Genomic DNA, 19,942 nt, shown 5'->3' with positions numbered 1-19,942 from the left:
ATCCTGTAACGCGGAGGTGGCGGCAATCCTTTGCCGTCAGGCAACCGTGAAGATGCAAGGCGCCTGTCTCTCGACAGGCGCCTTCATTTTTTCTAACACGGAAACCGCAATCGATCGTGGCCGGAGGCATCTTTCCGACACGATCCTGTCGTAGGAGCCGCACCGCCGGATAGGGCGTCTCCACCGTTCATAGGAAGAAGAGATCGTGCGTTTTACCGCCTGCATGCTCGCTATTGCCACGTTTTGCCTGACCGCAGGCCAGACGATGGCGGCCAATGTTGTTCCGCCGGGCAACCGGAACGTCGAACAACCCGGCATCCCGGGCGCATCCGTTCGCCGCACCAAGGCCGGCCGCACGTCCTTCGATGCCAAATTCGAGAAGGTGCGGGATCTGCTCGCCAATGACCGGCAGCTGATCAGCAAGATCAAGTCGACGTCGCGCGCCTATGGCATCGCACCGATCCACATGATCGGCGCCATCGTCGGCGAACATACCTACAATGTCGATGCCTACGATCGGCTGCAGTCCTACTACGTCAAGGCTGCAGCCTATGCCGGCAACAGCTTCCAGTTCGGCTATGACGGCGAGACGGTGGCTGAGTTCGTCGCCCGCCCGCAATTTGCCGACTGCACCGGAAAGAAGAGCTCCTATTCGCTGTGGAGCTGCCGCGAGCGGGTCTGGGACAGCGAATTCCGCGGCAAGTCCGTCGACGGCAAGTCCTTCCCGAACAACCGTTTCAGCGCCGTTTTCTTCCAGCCGTTCTTTGCCGGCCAGACCTTTGGCCTCGGGCAGATCAATCCGCTGACCGCCCTGATGCTGACCGATATCGTCTCGAAGACGTCGGGCTACGAACGGCTCGACGAGAACAACGCCGCCGGGGTCTACGAGGCGATCATGGATCCTGATGTCTCGCTCGCCTATATGGCCGCCTCGATCCGCCACTCGATCGACGTCTACAAGTCGATCGCCGGCGTCGATATTTCAGGCAATCCCGGCGTCACCGCCACGCTTTACAATGTCGGCAATCCGGACCAACGCGCAGCAGCCCTTGCCGCCAGGAACCAGGGCGGCGAGACCCAGTGGCCCGAAGAAAACTATTACGGCTGGCTGGTGAACGACAAGCTCGTGGAGCTCGAAGGCCTGTTGTGATTCATGTGAAGCACTTTCCTTGATTGCGCCGTAAAAACCTGAAATCCTGGCGCAATCGAGAAAGGCCTATCACCATGGACATGCGTCCGGAGCCCTTCGAACCACCGGCTCCCATTCCTCGGGTCGGCGTGCCGTCCTACCTGAAGATCATCAAGACTGTTCTGCGCAATCCGCTCGAACTCTGGGGCGAGCCGTCCTACACGCTGCCGTGGATCGAGACCAAGTTCATCACGCAGCGCACCCTGATCGTCAACGATCCCGGCCTCATCCGCTATATCCTCGTCGAAAACGTCAGCAACTATGAGATGTCGAAGGTTCGGCGGCTGATCCTCCGCCCGATCCTGCGTGACGGTCTTCTGACGGCCGAAGGCGAGATCTGGAAACGGTCGCGCAAGGCCATTGCGCCGGTTTTTACCCCGCGCCACGCCAAGGGATTCGCCGGGCAGATGCTGCGCCGGTCGGAAGAGTTCGTCGAACGCTACGCGCACGCGAAGGTGAAGCCGTTCACCACCAATGTCGCCAGCGACATGACCGAACTGACCTTCGATATCCTGGCGGAAACGCTGTTTTCCGGTGAGGTCGCCGTCGAAAGGGAGGGCTTCGTCCAGAGTGTCGAAGAGCTTCTGCACCGCATGGGGCGCGTCGATCCGATGGATATCCTGCTGGCGCCGGAATGGCTGCCGCGATTGACCCGCATCGGCGGCAAGAAGGTCATGAACCGGTTCCGGTCGATCGTCTCGGAAACGATGGCGATGAGGCGCCAGCGCATGGCGACGGACCCAGCAGGCACGCCCAACGATTTCCTCACATTGCTGCTGCAGACGGAGGGCGCAAACGGCCTTTCGACGCAAGAGATCGAGGACAATATCCTCACCTTCATCGGCGCCGGGCATGAGACCACTGCCCGGGCGTTGGCCTGGACGCTCTATTGCGTCGCCAACACGCCGGCTTTCCGCGAGACGATGGAGGCGGAGATCGACACCGTGCTCAAGAGCGGTGCCGAACCGGTCGAATGGCTGAACCTGATGCCGCATGTGCTGGCGGCCTTCGAGGAGGCGATGCGTCTCTACCCGCCGGCGCCGTCGATCAATCGCGCCGCCATCGAGGAGGACGAATGGACGTCACCGTCCGGCGAGCGCGTCAGGATACCCAAGGGCATCGCGGTTCTGGTGATGCCGTGGACGTTGCACCGTCACGTGCTCTACTGGGACCGGCCGCGCGCCTTCATGCCCGAGCGTTTCCTGCCGGAAAACCGCGAGAAGCTGCATCGTTTTCAGTATCTGCCTTTCGGCGCCGGACCGCGCATCTGCATCGGCGCGACCTTCGCGCTGCAGGAGGCGGTCATTGCGCTTGCCGTCCTGATGCATCGGTTCCGTTTCGACGTCACCGACGAGACCCGGCCCTGGCCGGTGCAGAGGCTGACTACTCAACCGCGGGGCGGCTTGCCGATGCGGGTTTCGGCTCGCTGAAGGTCTTGCCGGGAATAGCCGATTGCACGCCACGCACCGGCGAATCCGCCGGCATCGGCTGCGGCAACAGCTTCGATGGCTTCTTGATGGTCTTGATCGCGGCGCAGGTCGCATCCCCGACATTGTCGCAGGGCTTGTAGACGACGATCTCGCTGCCGGCACCGTCGTCCCACACCGCCTGGATCGTCAATGTCTTGGCCTCGTTTGCGGGCAGCGAGATGTAGACATACTCGGCCGTTTCGTCGGCGGGCAGGTTGAAGGGGATCTGCGGATTGCATTTTGCCAAGGGGAAGCGCTTGTCGAGAGCGTCCGAGTTGATCGAGTAGCGGATTTCCGATAGCCGGCAATGCATCGTCTGCAGCGCGGTAAAATAGATCAGCTGCCGGTCGTCGTAGTTGCGAAACTGGATCCACCCGGTCTGCTTGTTGGCGTCGAGCATCGCCTTGTAGATCGAGACGTCGGGCAGTTGCGGCTTGTATTCCTCCTCCACGGCGTCCTGCGCGCCGCCCGGCTGGGCGAAGAGCAGACCTGCCGCAAGAATGCCGGCGACTGCCGAAGCTCTGGAAAACGTCATGCCGCACCCCCGTTCGTATCGTGTCGCTCTGCTGACTGCGAATGTCCGCGACACGATGGCCTTCTCTTCCAATATGTCATATCACCGGATCGATCCCCATTGAACCCGGCGCTACCCCGGGCCGAAACACTGGACTGGCTTGAATTGACGTCCCATTTTCTTCTCGGCATCGATACCGGCGGAACCTACACCGACGCCGTTCTCTTCAGCGAAACGGCGGGTGTCGTCGCCAAGGCAAAGGCGCTGACGACCCGCCACGATCTGGCCGTCGGGATTTCCGGCGCGGTGGAATCCGTCTTGGAGAAGGCCGGCGTCCCGGCTTCCGCCATCGGCCTCGTATCCCTGTCGACCACGCTTGCGACCAACGCGCTCGTCGAGGGCCAGGGCGGCCGTGCCGGCCTGGTGATGATCGGCTTCGGGCCAGACGATCTCAAGCGTGACGGGCTGCAGGATGCGCTCGGCTCCGATCCGGTGATCTTCCTGCCGGGCGGTCACAACGTTCACGGCGGCGAGACGCCGCTCGACATGACCGCGCTCGATGAGGCCCTGCCGACCTTGGCCAATCAGGTTTCCTCCTTTGCGATCGCCGGCTATTTTGCCGTCCGCAATCCGGATCACGAGAAGCGGGTGCGCGACCGCATCCGCGAAGTCTCGCATCTGCCGGTTACCTGCAGCCATGAGCTTTCGTCCAAGCTCGGCGGCCCGCGCCGGGCGCTGACGACACTGCTGAACGCCCGGCTCGTCTCGATGATCGATCGCCTGATCGGCTCGTGCGAGGGCTTTTTGAAGTCCCGCGGCATCGATGTGCCCATGATGGTTGTGCGCGGCGATGGCGCCTTGATCTCGGCCGAGGAGGCAAGACTTCGGCCGATCGAGACGATCCTTTCCGGCCCTGCCGCCAGCCTTGTCGGTGCGCGGCACCTGACCGGCCTCGACAATGCCGTGGTCTCGGATATCGGCGGCACGACGACGGATGTCGCGGTACTTGACCGCGGTCGTCCGCGGCTCGATGGCGAAGGTGCGGTGGTCGGCGGTTTCCGCACCATGGTCGAGGCGGTGGCGATGCGCACCTATGGCCTTGGCGGCGATTCGGAGGTCCGCATCAATGATCGTGGGCTGAAGGCGAAGATCGACCTTGGGCCGAGGCGGTTGATGCCGCTCAGCCTCGCGGCGGCGCTGCATGGCGATGCGGTGCTGTCCGTTTTGGAAAAACAACTGCGGGCGCAACATGCCGGCCGCAACAACGGCCGCCTGGCTGTTCGCACCGGTCTACCCGACCATCTGGCGAGCGGTCTGCAGCCACAGGAGCAGGCGCTCTACGAGCGCATCGGCACAGTGCCGATCTCGCTTGAAAACCTGCTGACCTCGACGCCGCAGCGGGCAACGCTGGACCGGCTGGTGGCACGCGGCCTGGTGCATATCTGCGGCCTGACGCCCTCCGATGCAATGCATGTGCTCGGCAGGCAGTCGCAATGGAGCGTCGAGGCTGCCCGTCTCGGCATCGAACTGGCAGCGCGCATCCGCGACGGCTCCGGCCAGCCGATTGCTGCATCTGCCGAGGCGATGGCCGAGATGATCGTCGATCGCGTCACGCGCCAATCGTGCGAAGTCATCCTGCAGGCCTGTCTCGGCGAAGACGGGGCAGGGGCCATCGACCCGGCGGTCTCGCAGGCAGTCGATCGTGCTCTGACCCGCGCGCCTGGTATCGTGCGGTTTTCGATCGGTCTCGATCGCCCGCTCGTCGGTTTGGGGGCTTCGGCCCCGGTCTATTATCCCGCTATTGCCGACATGCTTGGCACCGAGCCATCCATCCCTGATGAGGCCGATGTCGCAAATGCCATCGGTGCGGTTGTCGGCCAGGTGCGGGCAACCGTCACCGTGTTCGTCACCACGCCGGAAGAGGGCATTTTCATCGTCAACGGAGCAGGGGTGAGCGAGCGTTTTCTCGATCAGGACCAGGCCTTTTCAGCGGCCCGCCGTCGCGCCGAGACGATGGCGCTTGAGGCGGCACGCACCAACGGTGCCGACGAGCCGGCTTCGATGCTGCGAGAAGAAATCGACGCTCCCGAGGTCGAAGGAAGCCGCAAGCTGGTCGAGGCACGTTTCATCGCGTCGGCGAGCGGCAGGCCGCGCATTGCCCATGGCTGATCTTTTCGATTTTGGAAATAATTCTTCGCATCCTTGCTGAATTGACAGGGAATGAATTGGTGAGAAACTGCCGGCCTTTCACGCGCGCGAGTGGCCTGTTTCAAGGAGTAAAAAGATGGACCGCATTGAGAAATACGGATTGAAGATCGATGCAGGTCTGCATGGCTTTCTGGTCGACGAGGCGATGCCGGGCACCGGCGTCGACGCCGAGCGGTTTTTTTCCGCGCTGTCGGAGATCGTCCATGACCTCGCGCCGAAGAACCGCGCCTTGCTTGCCAAGCGCGACGATCTGCAGGCCAGGATCGATGCCTGGTATCGCGAAAATGGCGCGCCGAGCGACCTCGAAGCCTACCAGGGCTTTCTGAAGGAGATAGGTTATCTCCTGCCTGAGGGCCCCGAGTTTTCTGTTTCGACTGATAATGTCGATCCTGAAATCGCTACGATCGCCGGTCCGCAGCTCGTCGTTCCCGTCATGAATGCACGCTATGCCCTCAACGCCGCCAACGCACGCTGGGGTTCGCTCTATGACGCCCTCTACGGCACCGATGCCATTTCCGACGAAGGCGGTGCGGAAAAGGGACGCGGCTACAATCCCAAGCGCGGCACCAAGGTCATTGCCTGGGCGCGCGACTTCCTCAATGCAAGCGCGCCGCTGGAAAGCGGCAGCTGGGCGGATGTTGCGTCGCTGAAGATTGCTTCCGGCAGCCTTTCGGTTGCGCTTGCGGGCGGAGCGAAGACGACGCTTCGCAACTCCGAGCAGTTTGCCGGCTTTGCGGGTTCGCACGAAGCGCCGTCGCAGATCGTTCTCCGGCACAACAATCTGCATGCCGTCGTCGTTCTCGATGCGACGACTCCGATCGGCAAGGATGACCCGGCTCATATTTCCGACGTCATTCTCGAATCCGCGATCACCACCATCATGGACTGCGAAGATTCGGTTGCGGCGGTCGATGCCGAAGACAAGGTCGTCGTATACCGCAACTGGCTCGGCCTGATGAAGGGCGATCTCGAGGAGGAAGTCGCCAAGGGCGGCCGCAGCTTCATGCGCCGCCTCAACGCCGATCGCGTCTACACGGCGCCAAGTGGGGGCACGCTGACCTTGCCAGGCCGCTCGTTGATGCTGGTGCGCAACGTCGGTCACCTGATGACGAATCCGGCTATCCTTGATCGCGACGGAAACGAGGTGCCGGAAGGCATCATGGACGCGATGGCAACCGCGCTGATCGCTCTGCACGATATCGGCCAGGGCGGCCGCCGCATGAACTCCCGCGACGGCTCAATGTATGTCGTCAAGCCGAAGATGCATGGGCCGGAAGAAGTCGCTTTCGCCTGCGAGATCTTCTCGCGCGTCGAGGCGGCACTCGGCATGCCCGCCAACACCATGAAGATGGGCATCATGGACGAGGAGCGCCGCACGACGGTCAATCTCAAGGAGTGCATCCGCGCCGCGCGCGAACGCGTCGTCTTCATCAACACCGGTTTCCTCGATCGCACCGGCGACGAGATCCACACTTCGATGGAAGCCGGTCCGATGATCCGCAAGGGCGACATGAAACAGGCCGCCTGGATCGGCGCTTACGAAAACTGGAACGTCGACATCGGTCTCGAATGCGGGCTTTCCGGCCATGCGCAGATCGGCAAGGGCATGTGGGCCATGCCGGACCTGATGGCGGCGATGCTGGAGCAGAAGGTCGCCCACCCGAAGGCGGGTGCCAATACCGCCTGGGTGCCGTCGCCGACGGCTGCGACCCTGCACGCTACGCATTATCACCGGGTCAATGTCGCCGACGTTCAGGCCGGCTTGAAGAGCCGGGCACGGGCCAAGCTCAGCGATATACTGTCGGTTCCGGTCGCGACCCGTCCGAACTGGACGCCAGAGGAAATCCAGCGCGAGCTCGATAACAACGCGCAGGGCATTCTCGGCTACGTCGTGCGCTGGGTCGATCAGGGCGTCGGTTGCTCCAAGGTGCCCGACATCAACAATGTCGGCCTGATGGAGGATCGTGCCACTCTGCGCATCTCGGCGCAGCACATGGCGAACTGGTTGCATCACGGCGTCGTCACCGAGGCGCAGGTGGTCGAGACGATGGAGCGCATGGCCGCCGTCGTCGACGGCCAGAACGCCGATGATGCACAGTATGCAGCGATGGCCGGCAATTTTGACGGCTCGATTGCCTTCCAGGCAGCGCTCGAGCTGGTGCTCAAGGGCCGCGAGCAGCCGAACGGTTATACCGAACCGGTCCTGCATCGCCGTCGCCGCGAGTTGAAGGCCCGGCTGGCCGCCTGATCAAGGCGGCGCCGGGCTTCATCAACGCCGGAGACTTTCCAGGAAAACTGCGAAGCGGTTTTCCGTCCGGAAACGCGAAAAACCAAAGACATAGGGCGTTTCCGTGCCTCCGTTTGGGGCGGAAACGCTGTAGATCAGAACTCGGCCCAGCCTTCGGTGGACAAGGCCGCGTTGCCCTGCACCGCATACCCAGCCGATCGTACCGCAGGCGGTCGGTTTCCGATGTTCGCGTGCTGTTGGGGCGTGACGGCGCGGGGCGGCGTCCGCCGCGCCTCTGGCTTGGCCGCGGCACGGGTTTCCCCGGAAAGTTGGAACCTTCCGATCAGGGCGCGAAGGTTCGTGCCTTCCTGGGCAAGCGTCGCCGACGCGGCATTCGCCTCCTCGACCATGGCGGCGTTGCGCTGCGTCACCTGATCCATCTGGTTGACGGCGGTATTGACCTCGGCCAGCCCTACCGACTGTTCCCGGGCCGAGGTGGCGATGGCAGCCATATGCTCGTTGATGGTGATGACGTGCGCCTCGATGGTCTTGAGCGCCTCGCCGGTGTCGCGCACCAGCCGCACCCCGCTCTCGACTTCGGAGCTGGAGCTGCGAATCAGTTCCTTGATTTCCTTGGCTGCCTTTGCCGAACGCTGCGCCAGTTCGCGCACTTCCTGCGCCACGACCGCAAATCCCTTGCCGGCGTCGCCCGCCCGCGCTGCCTCGACGCCGGCGTTCAGCGCCAAAAGGTTGGTCTGAAAGGCGATCTCATCGATCACACCGATGATGCTGGAAATCTGACTGGATGATTCTTCGATCCGCCGCATCGCCTCGACGGCATTGGCCACGACGACGGCCGACTGCGTCGCGCTGGTCTTTGCTTCGCCTGCCACGTCGCGGGCTTCCTCCGTCCGGCGCGAGGAATTGCTGACATTGGCGGTGATCTGGTCGAGGGCCGCTGCCGTTTCCTCCAGGGATGCCGCCTGTTGCTCCGTGCGTTTCGACAGGTCGTCGGCGCTCTGGCTGATTTCGCGGGTGCCCATGCCGATATTGCCGGCGCTGTCAGCGACGGCGAGCATGGCATCGTTGAGCTGCGCGGCGGCCTTGTTGAGGTCGTGACGCAACTGCTCGAACTCTGCGGAGAAGGGTTCCTCCAGCCGCACGGCGAGATCGCCGTCGGCCAGCCGCTGCAAGCCGGTCGCAAGGCCTGACGTCGCCTGGATCAATTTCTGCTGCGCGGCCTCTTCGGCCTCGTCCTGCATCCGCGTGCGTTCCGCTTCGCCATTGCGGCGGCTTTCCTCGGCCTCGGCCTGCAGACGAAGGTTGGATCGGGCCGCTTCCCGGAACGACTGGATGGCGCGGGCCATCTCGGCGATTTCGTCCTTGCCGGTCACATTCGATCCGTCGTCTTCGAGATGGCCGTCGATCAGCTTGCGCATCGCCCCGATCTGCCTGGCGAGCGGACCGATGACGCCACGTGAAACCACCAGGTAGGTTCCAGCAGCCAGCGCGAGAACGAGCAGGATGATGCCGATGCTGACAGCTCGCACCGTTTCGAATTCGCGATGCTGTTCCTGAAAGACCTTGTCCGACAAGTGCACCTGAAGGTCGGAAATTTCCGAGATGGTCTCGGTCAAGGGATCGATGGTTTCGTAAAGCGAGGTGCGAACGAAGCTGTCGAGCGCCGCAGAATCACGCTCAGACAGGATTTTCGTCAGCGTTGCGATCGAGTCCATCGCGACCACCATCTGCTGCTTGGCGTTCTCGACAAGCTTCTGCTCCTCCGGTGTCATAGAGGTCGCGACATAGGCGTCCCAATTGGCGGTTATCACCTGCCGGGCGTCGTTGACCGAGGCAAGACCGGCCTCCATCGTCTCGTTTCCGTTGCGCACCTTGTGCGCCGCATCGACGATCGAGACGGCAAAAGCGTCCGATGTTGCCTTCAGATTTTTCAAGGGAACGATACGGTCGGCATAGACCGCATCCATCGTCGCGCTGTTTTCGGCAAGCGCATGCTGGCTGTAGACGGCAATGCCGATCGCGATGAGTGACAACAGTGCAATCGCACTCAGGAGCTTGGTCTTGATCAGCATGGCGGTCCCTTGGTTAGGTATCTCTCGGCCACACTTTTTAATTAATTAGATAATCCTTACTTAATAAGGCGCTGAATTTCAGGCCTTCTTGCGCGTTTTTTGAACAAATAATCGCAACGGAACCGGAAGCCAGCCACCCTGGTTTGAAGCACCGGAAGCGGGGCAACTCTGCGTAGCGACGTCGAGGAAATATCGTCGCGGACGTTCGGCCAACAAAAAAGCCGCCGAGGAATCCGGCGGCTTTCTGATTGCATGATCCTGGTCGCGTTTTACTGCTGAACGACCACGCGTGCGTTCTTGCCCGGACGAACGCGGGAGTAGAGATCGATGATGTCCTGGTTCATCAGACGGATGCAGCCCGACGAAGCGGCCGTGCCGATCGACGACCATTCCGGCGTGCCATGCAGGCGGAACAGCGTGTCCTTGCCCTGGTCGTTGAAGAGATAGAGTGCACGAGCGCCGAGCGGGTTCTTCAGGCCCGGGCCCATGCCTGCCTCGACATACTTGGCCACTTCCGGCTTCCGTTCCGCCATTTCCTTCGGCGGGTGCCACATCGGCCATTCCTGCTTCCAGGCGATATAGGCTTCGCCTTCCCATGCAAAGCCGGCCTTGCCGACGCCGATTCCGTAGCGAACGGCCTTGCCGCCGGGCAGCACGTAGTAGAGGAACCGGTTCGGGGTGTTGACGACGATGGTGCCGGGACGCTCGCTCGTCGAATAATCGACGATCTGGCGATGGAAGCGGCCATCGACCTTGTTGATCGGAACTGCAGGGAGCGCGTAACCGTGATCCTCAACTGCGCCATAATTGCCCGAAAAGATCTGATCCGAAGCGACCTGTTCCGCAACGGGAGCAGGCTCACCGCTTGCCGTCTCGGACTTGGTCGAAGTTGTCGAGCAGCCGGCTACGGCGAGTGTCGCCGCCAGGCTGCACAGGAGGAAGGCATTGCGGAAGCGCATAGGAGTCTCTTAAAATAAGAAGCGAAGAAAAACTGGGTCGGCCCGACCATCAGTGACAACGGTTATTTTCGATTAGTTGCTGCTATGCAAGGGATTGCGTGGCAACAAGGCGGCGGGAAAGTGTAAATTCCGTGACGCTGGCTTTTTTGCAACAAAAGCGGTGGCAGACGAGAGTCTAGACGAATGACAATTCTCTCTATCCATGACGACAACCCTCTCGTGGACGGTCGACAATCGAATCGCGCGCTCATGGTGCGCCGCGGGGTTCAGCGGCTTTTCACGGAATTGCGCCACGCGGTGCTGCCGGAATTGACGCTCGCCAGCGGCCGGCGTGCCGATCTCATCTCGCTGTCGGCGAAGGGCGAAATCTGGATCGTCGAGATCAAGACGTCGATCGAGGATTTCCGCGTCGATCGCAAATGGCCTGATTATCGGCAGCACTGCGACCGGCTGTTCTTCGCCACCCATGGTGACGTCCCGCTCGATATCTTTCCGGATGATTGTGGATTGCTGCTGTCGGATGGCTACGACGGACACATCATTCGCGAGGCACCGGAACACCGGCTTGCACCGGCAACCCGCAAGTCCGTGCTGCAGCTCTTTGCCCGCACCGCCGCACAACGGCTGATGCTGGCGGAGTGGGCTGCCGAGCGCAATGGCGAACTCGGCAACTCCATTCGCGATATCGTTTCCGGCTCCCGCGACGGGTCAGCCGAGGGTTGACTACTTCGGCGCGCGTTTTGCCAGGATCCGCTGCAGCGTTCGGCGATGCATGTTGAGCCGACGCGCCGTCTCCGACACGTTGCGCTCGCACATCTCATAGACGCGCTGGATATGCTCCCACCGCACCCGGTCGGCCGACATCGGGTTTTCCGGTGGTTCGACCCGTTCGCCCTGGCGCTGCACCAGTGCTGCGAAGATGTCGTCGGCGTCGGCAGGCTTGGCGAGGTAGTCGACCGCGCCGAGCTTCACCGCATTCACGGCCGTTGCAATATTGCCGTAGCCGGTAAGCATGATCATGCGGGTGTCGTCACGGCGGCTGCGGATCGCCTCGATTACGTCGAGGCCGCTGCCGTCGCCGAGCCTCAGATCGATGACGGCGTATTTCGGCGGGTTGCCCTTCGCCTTGGCGATGCCTTCGGCAACGGACTCGGCGATATCGACGGTAAAGCCGCGCGCTTCCATGGCGCGGGCGAGGCGTCGAAGGAACGGCGCGTCATCGTCGACGAGCAGCAGCGTTCTGTCCGGTCCGATCAGTTCGGCGTCCTGGGCGTGCGTGCTGGGCGAAGCTGTCGATTTTTCGGTCATTCTCGCAATCCTTGGGCGAAAAACGGGACGTTTTCACCGAGATTATAGGTTTCCTGTCATCCCGTTCAATAAACTGCCAAACGTCATTTCGCCAGTTTCGTGTCCATCAGCGCACGCGGCCATTCGACGCTGACCTTGGCGCCGGGGCGATCGGCGCCGCCGTTCTCGAAGCGTAGGCGCGCGCCGGACCGCTCGAGCAGGGTCTTGGCAATGAACAGGCCGAGCCCCAGGCCGCCGGCGCTGTCATCCTTCTGCCTGCGCGTGACATAGGGTTCGCCGATGCGCATCAGAATATCGGGGGCAAATCCATCGCCGTCATCGGCAATCGTCACCTTGACGTGGTCGGCGGTGTGCTCGACCGTCACGGTCACCTCCTGCTTGGCATAGTCGACCGCATTTTCCAGTAGATTGCCGAGCCCGTAGAGAATGCCCGCATTGCGGTTGCCGACCGGCTCCGATGCCTTGTCACCCTTTTCGACAAGATTGATGTGAATGCCGAACTCGCGGTGCGGCGCCATCACTTCCTCGACCAGCGAGGATAGCGGCAAGAGCCGCATATGCTCTTCGCTTTCGGAGGACAGCGTCGTCAGCCGCTTGAGAATGTCGCGGCATCGCTCGCTCTGGCTGCGCAGCAGATGCACGTCCTCGCCGAAGCGTGGGTCGTCACCGAGCTCACGCTCCATTTCCTTGGCAACGACACTGATCGTGGCAAGCGGCGTGCCGAGCTCGTGGGCAGCGGCCGCCGCCAGGCCGTCGAGCTGCGAAAGGTGTTTTTCACGCTGGAGCACGAGCTCGGTCGCCGTCAACGCCTCCGACAGTTCGCTCGCTTCGAGCGAGACGCGGTAGGTATAGAACGCGGCAAAGGCCGTCATCGACACGATCGCGAACCAGATGCCGGCCGTCAGCACCCGCGGCATCAAGAGAAGCGTGCCGGGATACCAGGGCAGCGGGAACGGCGAAAAGGCAAGGACGGTCACACCGATGACCGCAAGGCCGGCAAGAACGATGCTGTGCGGCTTCGGCTGCGAGGCCGAGGAAATGATGACCGGAACGCAAAGCAGCGGCGCAAACGGATTGGCAAGCCCGCCGGTGATGAAGAGCAGGCCGGTCAGCTGCGCGAGATCGAGCCCGAGCAAGGCAAATGCGGCCGGCGGTCGCAACCGGTGCGTCGGGGGGAAGCGCAGGGTGAGGTAGGTGTTGACCAGCGCCAATGTGGCAATCAGCACCAGGCACAAGAGCAAGGGCAGCGGAAACTGCAGCCACAGCGTTGTGATGATGACGGCGATCGATTGGCCGCCGACCGCAAGCCAGCGCAGGCGAATGAGCGTCTGCAGGCGCAGGCTTCTGTTCGAAGTCGGATCATTGTGTTCCAGTGCCACTGCCGTCATGCCTGCTCTTGTTCCTATGGCCCCCGTCAAGGGTATTGCCTCATGTACCACGCGGTTTTGCCCGTGTCGTCGGCGCGGCCTCCGCCGGGTTCTCCGGCCAGGGGTGCTTGGGATAACGCCCGCGCATGTCGGCCCGGACATCCCGCCACGACCCGGCCCAGAAACCCGGCAGGTCACGCGTGGTCTGGATCGGCTGCCGGCCGGGCGAAATCAGTTCGAGCAGCAGCGGCAGCCGGCCATCGCCGATAGCAGGGTGTTTTTTGAGCCCGAAGAGTTCCTGCACCCGGATGGAGAGAAGCGGTTCGTCGCCGTCATAGTGGATCGGATGCCGTTGTCCCGTCGGCGCCTCGAAATGCGTCGGTGCCAGTTTTGCCAGCTCCCGCTGCCGGTCGTGCGGGACCAGCGACAGCAATCCTTCGGAAAGCGCGCCGGCCTTGATGTCGGCGATAGCGGTGACGCCGTGTTGAAACGGAACGAACCAGTCCTCGAGCGTCGCAAGCAGGGCTGCGTCGGAAACGTCCGGCCAGGGTTCGCCGAGCGAGCGATACAGGAAACCGATGCGATCGCGCAGTTGCATCGCCTCCTTGGAAAACGGCAGGACCGCCAGTCCAAGCTGGCGAACGCCATCGGCAAGCGCGCGTGCTGCGCTTTCGCCAGTCGGTCTTGGAAGCGGCGCCTCCTCGAAGATGATCGCACCCAGCCGGGTGACGCGGCGCGCGCGCACCTGGCGGCTCGCCCGGTCGAAGACGCTTTGCTCTTCCCGCACGATCGCTTCGGGCATATGCGCGTCGACGTCGGCGCGCGAAAGCTCGGCCGCCGCCAGCACGCGCTGGCCGCCGGCGCGGCCCGTGAGGTCGGCGATCACAAGCATGTTTGCCGCAGCGAGGCGCTCGGTCTCGGCGATCTCGGCCCCACGGCCGTTTGCCATCACGAACCGCCCACGGCCACCGCGCTGAAGCGCGATGCGGTCCGGGAAGGCGTGCATCAGCAAGGCGCCGGGCTGGACCGGTTCGCTCGACTTTCGCGCCCCTTTGAGTTCCGCCGCCATGCGGCGGGCAAGATTGCGCGAGGCTTCGGCGCGCTCGCCGCGCTCCTGGCGAAAGCGGCGCAGCCGGTCCTCCAGGTCGATGGCGTTGCCGCCAAGGCCTTGCTCCGTCAGCATGACCGCGAGCAGACAGGCCGCCTCGCCCTGGCCCTCCTCGGCCGCCGAAACCGCCATGGCCGCAAGGCGCGGCGGCAGGGCCAGATCACGGATCTTGCGTCCCCTTGGGGTCAGCGCGCCGAAACCATCGAGCGCGCCAAGCTCGCTCAGCAGCTTTCGCGCTTCCATCAGGGTCGTTTCCGGCGGTGGGTCGATGAAGGCAAGCGCTGCGGGATCGGTGACGCCCCAGTGCGCCATGTCGAGCAGCAGTCCGGAAAGATCGCTGGCCAGGATCTGCGGCGGCGTGAAGGCCGCAAGCGCTGCAGTCTGGCCGGCATGCCAGAGGCGGATGGCAATGCCCGGCTCCGTTCGCCCGGCTCGGCCGGCGCGCTGATCGGCCGACGCACGCGAGACGCGCACGGTTTCAAGCCGGGTGATGCCGGTCGACGCTTCGAAGACCGGCAGTCTCTGCAAGCCGCTGTCGATGACGATCCGCACGCCGTCGATGGTGATCGAGGTTTCGGCGATCGAGGTGGCAAGAACGATCTTGCGCGTGCCTTTCGGCGCCGGCCGGATCGCCGCATCCTGCTCCTTCTGCGTCAGGTTTCCGTAAAGCGGAACGACCGTCGTATCGGCTGTAAACCGGTCGGCAAGCCGTGCCGCCGTCCGGGTGATTTCGGCCTGTCCCGGCAGAAAGGCGAGGATCGATCCTTCTTCGCTGCGATGCGCCTCGACGATGGCGCGCACGACTGCGTCCTCGACGCTCTCGCCGCCGCGGTCCTGGTTGCGGATGTCGATGGGGAAACTACGCCCCTGGCTTTCGACGACGGTCGCGTCACCGAGCAGTTTTGAAACGCGCTCGACGTCGAGTGTTGCCGACATGACGATGATCCGGAGATCGTCGCGCAGCGCAGACTGGACGTCGAGCGCCAGTGCCAGGCCGAAATCGGCATCGAGTGAACGTTCGTGAAATTCGTCGAAGAGAACCGCGGAGACGCCCGCCAGCTCCGGATCGTCGAGGATCATGCGGGCAAAAACGCCTTCGGTCACTACTTCGATCCGGGTCTTGGCCGATATCCGGTTGTCGAGTCGCATGCGATAGCCGACGGTTTCGCCCACTTTCTCGCCGAGTAGCTCCGCCATGCGCCCGGCCGCTGCCCGGGCGGCGAGCCGCCGGGGTTCGAGCAGGACGATCTTGCCGCCGTCGAGCCACGGTTGCTCGAGCAGGAACAGCGGCACGAGCGTCGTCTTGCCGGCGCCGGGTGGCGCCGAAAGCACGACGGAGCGGGCCTTGTCGAGAGCTTCGGCGATCTCGGGCAGGACCTCGCGAACCGGCAAGGCGGGCAGGGTAAGCGTCACGATTGTCTCTCCGCTCCGATATGGATGAGCGCACCGCCGGCGGCGTCCGCGTCCGCGCGGTCATGGGTCACGAGGATTGTCGGCAGGCCTGCGGACCGCGCCTTCGCAAAGACCAGCTCGCGCGTTTGCTGGCGCAAGGCCATGTCGAGTTTGGAAAAAGGCTCGTCGAGCAGCAGCAGGCGCGGCTCGGAGAGAAGCACGCGTTGGAGCGCGACACGCGCCTTCTGCCCGCCCGAAAGCGTCTCCGGGTCGCGGTCGAAGAACCCGCCAAGCCCGCCTTCATCGAGCGCGTTTTCTGCCATCCGACGCCTGACGTCTCGGTCCTTGAACGCCTCGGGTATGGCAAAGACGATGTTGCCGCCGACCGAAAGATGCGGGAACAGCAGCGGATCCTGGAAGAGAATGCCGGTGTGGCGCTGTTGCGGCCGCAGCGCGATCAGATCGTCCTGCCCGAGCAGAACTGCACCGCTGGCGGTAAAGGCAGGGTCGAGAAATCCGCCGATATAGGCGAGCAGCGTCGACTTGCCGGAGCCCGACGGACCCATGATCGTCAGGACGTCGCCGGGCATGACCGTCGCCGAAACGGAAAGCAGCAGCCGGTCGGCCAGCCGGATCGTCACATCGGACAAAGTCAGAGGCATCGTCTTGCCTGGCGTTCGCATTCAGATCCTCATTGCCCGTCGGTGGCGGAATAGCAACTGCGGCACGAGCGATGCAATGAGAAAACCGAGAAACGGCAACAGTGCCTGAAGCAGCGCATAAACGCCGATGATGCGCCGATCTCCTCCCGACGAAAGCGCCACCGCCTCGGTGGTGATCGTCGTCACCCGTCCGGCGCCGATCAGCACGGTCGGCAGGTAGAGGCTGACGGAGACCGCAAAGCCGACGGCAAATGCCGTCAGGCAGGCGCGAAGCAGCATGGGCAGTCGAATGGTCATGAGGATCTTGAGTGGCGATTTACCCAGTCCCGATGCGACCTGTTCGTAGCGCCGGTCGAGCGCCCGCCAGGGCGGCGCTAGTGACAGAAGCACATAGGGCAGAACGAAGACCAGATGCACGGCGGCAACGGTGGCGATCGACGGCGAAAACCCCGCCATTGCTGCCAGGATCTGCAATCCAAACACGAAGGCGATCTCCGGGACCAGCAATGGCAGGAAGACGGGAAACCAGCGCTCGGCGGTGCCGTGAGCACTGCGCGATAGCAGGCCGATGGCGATCGCAAGTGCGAGGAGCGATGACAGCAGGGCGATGATGATAGTGTTGGCCAGAGGTCCGGCGAACCCTCCAAGGGCGCGTTGCCATGTTCTGAAGGTGAGGCTTGTCGGCAGACTATCAGGGAATGGCCACAGCCCTGCAATCGACCAGAGCGCCAGCAGGCCGAGCCCGGTAAAGATCAACGCCGCGGACAAGGTCGTGATCACGGCTGCGGTCCGGCGAAGAAGTCGGTCGTCACTCAGGCGTTTTCCCGAAGCGCTCAGGCGCCGGTGACAAAGACGACCGAGCCGTTCGACGCCGATCCAGACCACGATCGCGAACAGGCCGAGCGCTAGCTGCAGCACGGCGCCGGCCGAAGCGAGGAACCGGGCGCCGATGTCGTCGTCGGCCAGCCATTGGGCGATACGTACCGGCAATGTCGGCGGCAATCGGGGCCCAAGGATCATCGCGACGTCGATCACCGAGGTCGAGTAGACCAGCACCGCGAAGACAGGCAGGCGGATCTGCCGATAAAGCAGCGGCCAGAGCGCGATGATAAAGCCCGATACCCGGCCATAGCCGAGAGCTGACATCAAACGTCGCGCATTCGCCACGGGCAGCTGCGGCAGTGCCGCCAGCATTACCAGCAGCAGAAAGGGCATCTCCTTGGCAATAAGACCGGATATCATCGACAACCCGAGCGGATCGTTCGGCACGAGCCAGTCCGGCGGTCGGTCGAAGCCGGTGAGTTCGGGAGAGGCGAGCCGAATGAGAAAACCGGACGGCGCGATCAGGAAGGCGATCGCAAATGCCGATGCGGCGTGCGGAACGGCCAGCAGCGGTGAAAGCAGATGCTGGATGAAGGCGAAGGGTCGCGTTCCGGCGAAACCCGCGACAAAGGTGCAGACCACCATCAGGGTGACAAACGTGCTGATCAACCCTGCCGCCAGACTGATCAGAGCCGAGCGCAGGATATGCGGCTGGGCGACCAGCGCCTCGAAATGCCCGAGCGTGAGCTGCGTACCGCCGAGTGCGGGCAGGTAGCCGAAGGCCGGAAGCAGGGTGCCGGCGAGACCAGCCAAAACCGGCAGGCACAGCATGACCGCCACACCTGTGCCGATGCCCCGCTGCAGGGCGTCCCTCACAGGGATGTCCGTCGATGGCGCCGGCACTCGCCGTTAATTGGCGGCGCCATATCGGCGGATCCATTCGGTTTCGATCCGCGTCATCCAGTCGGGATGCGGTTCGGCAAGCGCCGGGCCGAGCTGATCGGGCGGCAATGTCGCCACCCCGAGATCGAGGGCTGCAAAGGCGGCACGGTCGGCATCCGGTAGTTTCACCATCGCCAGCACCGTCGGGTCACCCCAGTATTGGGCGTCCTGTTTGCGCAACTGCGCCTCGGGAGAGAGCAGGAAATCCGCAAGCAGCAGCGCGCCCGCACCAGCATTGGCGTTATAGGGAATGGCAACGAAATGGGTGTTGCCAAGCGTTCCGCCGGAAAAGACGAAGGAGCGGACGGTGTCCGGCAGCTCGCCATTGGCGATAGCCGCCGAAGCTTCGGCGGGATTGAAGGCGAAGATGATGTCGAGTTCCCCGTCGGCCAGCTTCTGCTTCATATCGGGGTAGTTCTGCGGATAGGCCTTTCCCTTGCGCCATAACAACGGCGTCAGCTGGTCGAGATAGGCAAAGAGCGGCGCCACATCCTGTTGAAACGTTGCCTCGTCCACGGGCTTCAGCAACTTGCTCCTGTTATCGATGAGCTCGATCAGCGCCTGCTTCAAGAACGAGGAGCCGGCGAAATCCGGCGGCTGCGGATAGGAGAAGCGTCCCGGATGGGCCTTTGCCCAGCCAAGCAGGTCTTTTGCCGATGTGGGCAGCTGCGCGGTTGGCGTGCGGGCCTTGTCATAGAAAAAGACCAGTTTGGCGCCGCCCCAAGGGCTTTCGAGCCCTTCCGTCGGTACGGTGAAGTCGGTGAGGATTGTCGGCTTCGTCTCGTGGTCGACATAGGCCCAGTTCGGAAGCCGGGTTGCCCAGCTGGGGCTGAAGAGCAGGCCCTGCCGCTTCATCGCGGCAAAGTTCTCGCCATTGATCCAGATGAGATCGACGGTGCCGGCAGCATCCTTGCCCGCCGATCTCTCCGCAAGCACGGTTGCGACCGCTTTGGCAGTGTCATCGAGTTTTACATGCACGACGTTGACGCCGTAGCGCGCCTTCATCTGTTCGCCCGCCCAGGCGATATAGGCATTGATATTGGCTGAACCGCCCCAGGCGTTGAAATAAACCGTCTCGCCCTTGGCCTCGGAAACGACCGAAGCCCAGTTGTCGATGTCGAAAGCGGCCGCCGGGCAGGCAAGGCTAAGTGTGGCGACGACCGCCGCTGCCCATCGTCTTACCCATCCGATCATGCTGCACTCCCCCGCATTCGTGTTTCGGCGCGAAGGTAAGCCAAGCGCCTGTGGCGTCAATGCGCGCCGATGGTGGCGACCGTCACGTTTCGGTGAAACGACGGCAGTCTCGATGAGCACGGTTTGCCGTGAAGATGGGCGTTTTCCGCCGGGTGGGCGGCCTTTTTGCGAAGCTCCTAAGGAGAGGTAAGCGTGAGCGACGGCGTTTCCCTGGCTCTTGGCAACGCTTTTCGACCGATTGGCGAATGATTCTGGTTCTGGTTTTGCTGGTTTGGTGGTTTCGGCTGGGCTGTTGATAACTCTCGCTTCCAATTCGTGTGTATTTTCAATGTGTTGTTCGATCTTGTCGATTTTTTGCGATTGCCTGTTGACGTGTTCGGTGAGTGGGGTCTATAAGCCCGATCACTGAACGAGGGCGGCGGCGCTGCTGGCGACGATGTCCTTCGTTTTAAGGTTTCCTTGATTGGCGGATGCTGATTGGTCGGGAC

General features: G+C 62.9%; 14 protein-coding genes. 5 read left to right on the top strand and 9 right to left on the bottom strand.

Going from position 1 to position 19,942, the window contains the following annotated elements; genetic code table 11:
• Positions 1-205: 205 nt before the first annotated feature.
• Together C6558_RS29500 and C6558_RS29495 are read left to right on the top strand one after the other, a co-directional pair.
• Positions 206-1,150: a DUF1402 family protein gene (locus C6558_RS29500; RefSeq protein WP_025425362.1), complete on the top strand. Its 945-nt coding sequence runs from the start codon at positions 206-208 to the stop codon at positions 1,148-1,150.
• Between the two features lie 74 nt (positions 1,151-1,224).
• Positions 1,225-2,619, top strand: coding sequence for a cytochrome P450 (locus C6558_RS29495; protein ID WP_025425363.1), 1,395 nt, complete (start codon positions 1,225-1,227; stop codon positions 2,617-2,619).
• Here the strand turns inward: C6558_RS29495 and C6558_RS29490 are convergent.
• Positions 2,573-3,193, bottom strand: coding sequence for a hypothetical protein (locus C6558_RS29490; RefSeq protein ID WP_025425364.1), 621 nt, complete (start codon positions 3,191-3,193; stop codon positions 2,573-2,575). The two genes, C6558_RS29495 and C6558_RS29490, sit on opposite strands and share 47 nt — an antisense overlap.
• Positions 3,194-3,337: 144 nt before the next feature.
• Here C6558_RS29490 and C6558_RS29485 point away from each other — a divergent pair, with 144 nt between their 5' ends.
• A complete protein-coding gene (locus tag C6558_RS29485; RefSeq protein ID WP_025425365.1) occupies positions 3,338-5,341 on the top strand; it encodes a hydantoinase/oxoprolinase N-terminal domain-containing protein in 2,004 nt (667 codons plus the stop codon).
• 115 nt (positions 5,342-5,456) lie between these two features.
• Positions 5,457-7,628, top strand: coding sequence for a malate synthase G (locus C6558_RS29480; protein WP_025425366.1), 2,172 nt, complete (start codon positions 5,457-5,459; stop codon positions 7,626-7,628).
• 134 nt (positions 7,629-7,762) lie between these two features.
• Here the strand turns inward: C6558_RS29480 and C6558_RS29475 are convergent, their stop codons facing one another.
• The gene (locus C6558_RS29475; protein WP_057206497.1) at positions 7,763-9,700 is read right to left on the bottom strand and encodes a methyl-accepting chemotaxis protein; all 1,938 of its coding nucleotides are present in this window, start codon (positions 9,698-9,700) and stop codon (positions 7,763-7,765) included.
• Between the two features lie 269 nt (positions 9,701-9,969).
• A complete protein-coding gene (locus tag C6558_RS29470) occupies positions 9,970-10,659 on the bottom strand; it encodes a L,D-transpeptidase (RefSeq protein WP_025425367.1) in 690 nt (229 codons plus the stop codon).
• A gap of 183 nt (positions 10,660-10,842) precedes the next feature.
• Here C6558_RS29470 and C6558_RS29465 point away from each other — a divergent pair, with 183 nt between their 5' ends.
• Positions 10,843-11,382: an MmcB family DNA repair protein gene (locus C6558_RS29465; protein WP_025425368.1), complete on the top strand. Its 540-nt coding sequence runs from the start codon at positions 10,843-10,845 to the stop codon at positions 11,380-11,382.
• Here the strand turns inward: C6558_RS29465 and C6558_RS29460 are convergent, their stop codons facing one another.
• The 6 genes from C6558_RS29460 to C6558_RS29435 form a co-directional block, all read right to left on the bottom strand.
• Entirely contained in the window at positions 11,383-11,967 is a 585-nt protein-coding gene (locus tag C6558_RS29460; protein WP_025425369.1) for an ActR/PrrA/RegA family redox response regulator transcription factor, read from the bottom strand. It abuts the gene before it with no gap.
• A gap of 83 nt (positions 11,968-12,050) precedes the next feature.
• A complete protein-coding gene (locus tag C6558_RS29455; protein ID WP_025425370.1) occupies positions 12,051-13,355 on the bottom strand; it encodes an ActS/PrrB/RegB family redox-sensitive histidine kinase in 1,305 nt (434 codons plus the stop codon).
• Between the two features lie 40 nt (positions 13,356-13,395).
• Complete coding sequence (hrpB, locus tag C6558_RS29450; protein WP_025425371.1) at positions 13,396-15,855, bottom strand: ATP-dependent helicase HrpB; 2,460 nt, start codon at positions 15,853-15,855, stop codon at positions 13,396-13,398.
• A complete protein-coding gene (locus tag C6558_RS29445; RefSeq protein WP_025425372.1) occupies positions 15,852-16,517 on the bottom strand; it encodes an ATP-binding cassette domain-containing protein in 666 nt (221 codons plus the stop codon). The genes hrpB and C6558_RS29445 overlap by 4 nt, the downstream gene beginning before the upstream one ends.
• Positions 16,518-18,149 (bottom strand): ABC transporter permease, encoded by a 1,632-nt coding sequence (locus C6558_RS29440; protein WP_051509141.1) that lies wholly within the window; start codon positions 18,147-18,149, stop codon positions 16,518-16,520. It lies immediately after the preceding gene.
• 78 nt (positions 18,150-18,227) lie between these two features.
• On the bottom strand, positions 18,228-19,454 hold the full coding sequence (locus C6558_RS29435) for an ABC transporter substrate-binding protein (protein ID WP_025425374.1): 1,227 nt from the start codon (positions 19,452-19,454) through the stop codon (positions 18,228-18,230).
• Between the last annotated feature and the right edge of the window lie 488 nt (positions 19,455-19,942).

It is taken from the genome of Ensifer sp. NM-2 (assembly GCF_003024455.1).
GTDB lineage: Bacteria > Pseudomonadota > Alphaproteobacteria > Rhizobiales > Rhizobiaceae > Ensifer > Ensifer canadensis.
The sequence above is the reverse complement of the archived record's forward strand: the minus strand, read 5'-3'. Positions and strand labels throughout refer to the sequence as shown.

What these genes read in the sequence shown, in the direction of transcription:
- C6558_RS29465 (WP_025425368.1), top strand. Translation starts at nt 10,843, where the DNA reads ATGACAATTCTCTCTATCCATGACGACAACCCTCTCGTGGACGGTCGA.
- C6558_RS29480 (WP_025425366.1), top strand. Translation starts at nt 5,457, where the DNA reads ATGGACCGCATTGAGAAATACGGATTGAAGATCGATGCAGGTCTGCAT.
- C6558_RS29490 (WP_025425364.1), bottom strand. Translation starts at nt 3,193, where the DNA reads ATGACGTTTTCCAGAGCTTCGGCAGTCGCCGGCATTCTTGCGGCAGGT.
- C6558_RS29470 (WP_025425367.1), bottom strand. Translation starts at nt 10,659, where the DNA reads ATGCGCTTCCGCAATGCCTTCCTCCTGTGCAGCCTGGCGGCGACACTC.
- C6558_RS29475 (WP_057206497.1), bottom strand. Translation starts at nt 9,700, where the DNA reads ATGCTGATCAAGACCAAGCTCCTGAGTGCGATTGCACTGTTGTCACTC.
- C6558_RS29445 (WP_025425372.1), bottom strand. Translation starts at nt 16,517, where the DNA reads ATGCGAACGCCAGGCAAGACGATGCCTCTGACTTTGTCCGATGTGACG.
- C6558_RS29455 (WP_025425370.1), bottom strand. Translation starts at nt 13,355, where the DNA reads ATGACGGCAGTGGCACTGGAACACAATGATCCGACTTCGAACAGAAGC.
- C6558_RS29435 (WP_025425374.1), bottom strand. Translation starts at nt 19,454, where the DNA reads ATGATCGGATGGGTAAGACGATGGGCAGCGGCGGTCGTCGCCACACTT.
- C6558_RS29495 (WP_025425363.1), top strand. Translation starts at nt 1,225, where the DNA reads ATGGACATGCGTCCGGAGCCCTTCGAACCACCGGCTCCCATTCCTCGG.
- C6558_RS29440 (WP_051509141.1), bottom strand. Translation starts at nt 18,149, where the DNA reads ATGCTGTGCCTGCCGGTTTTGGCTGGTCTCGCCGGCACCCTGCTTCCG.
- C6558_RS29460 (WP_025425369.1), bottom strand. Translation starts at nt 11,967, where the DNA reads ATGACCGAAAAATCGACAGCTTCGCCCAGCACGCACGCCCAGGACGCC.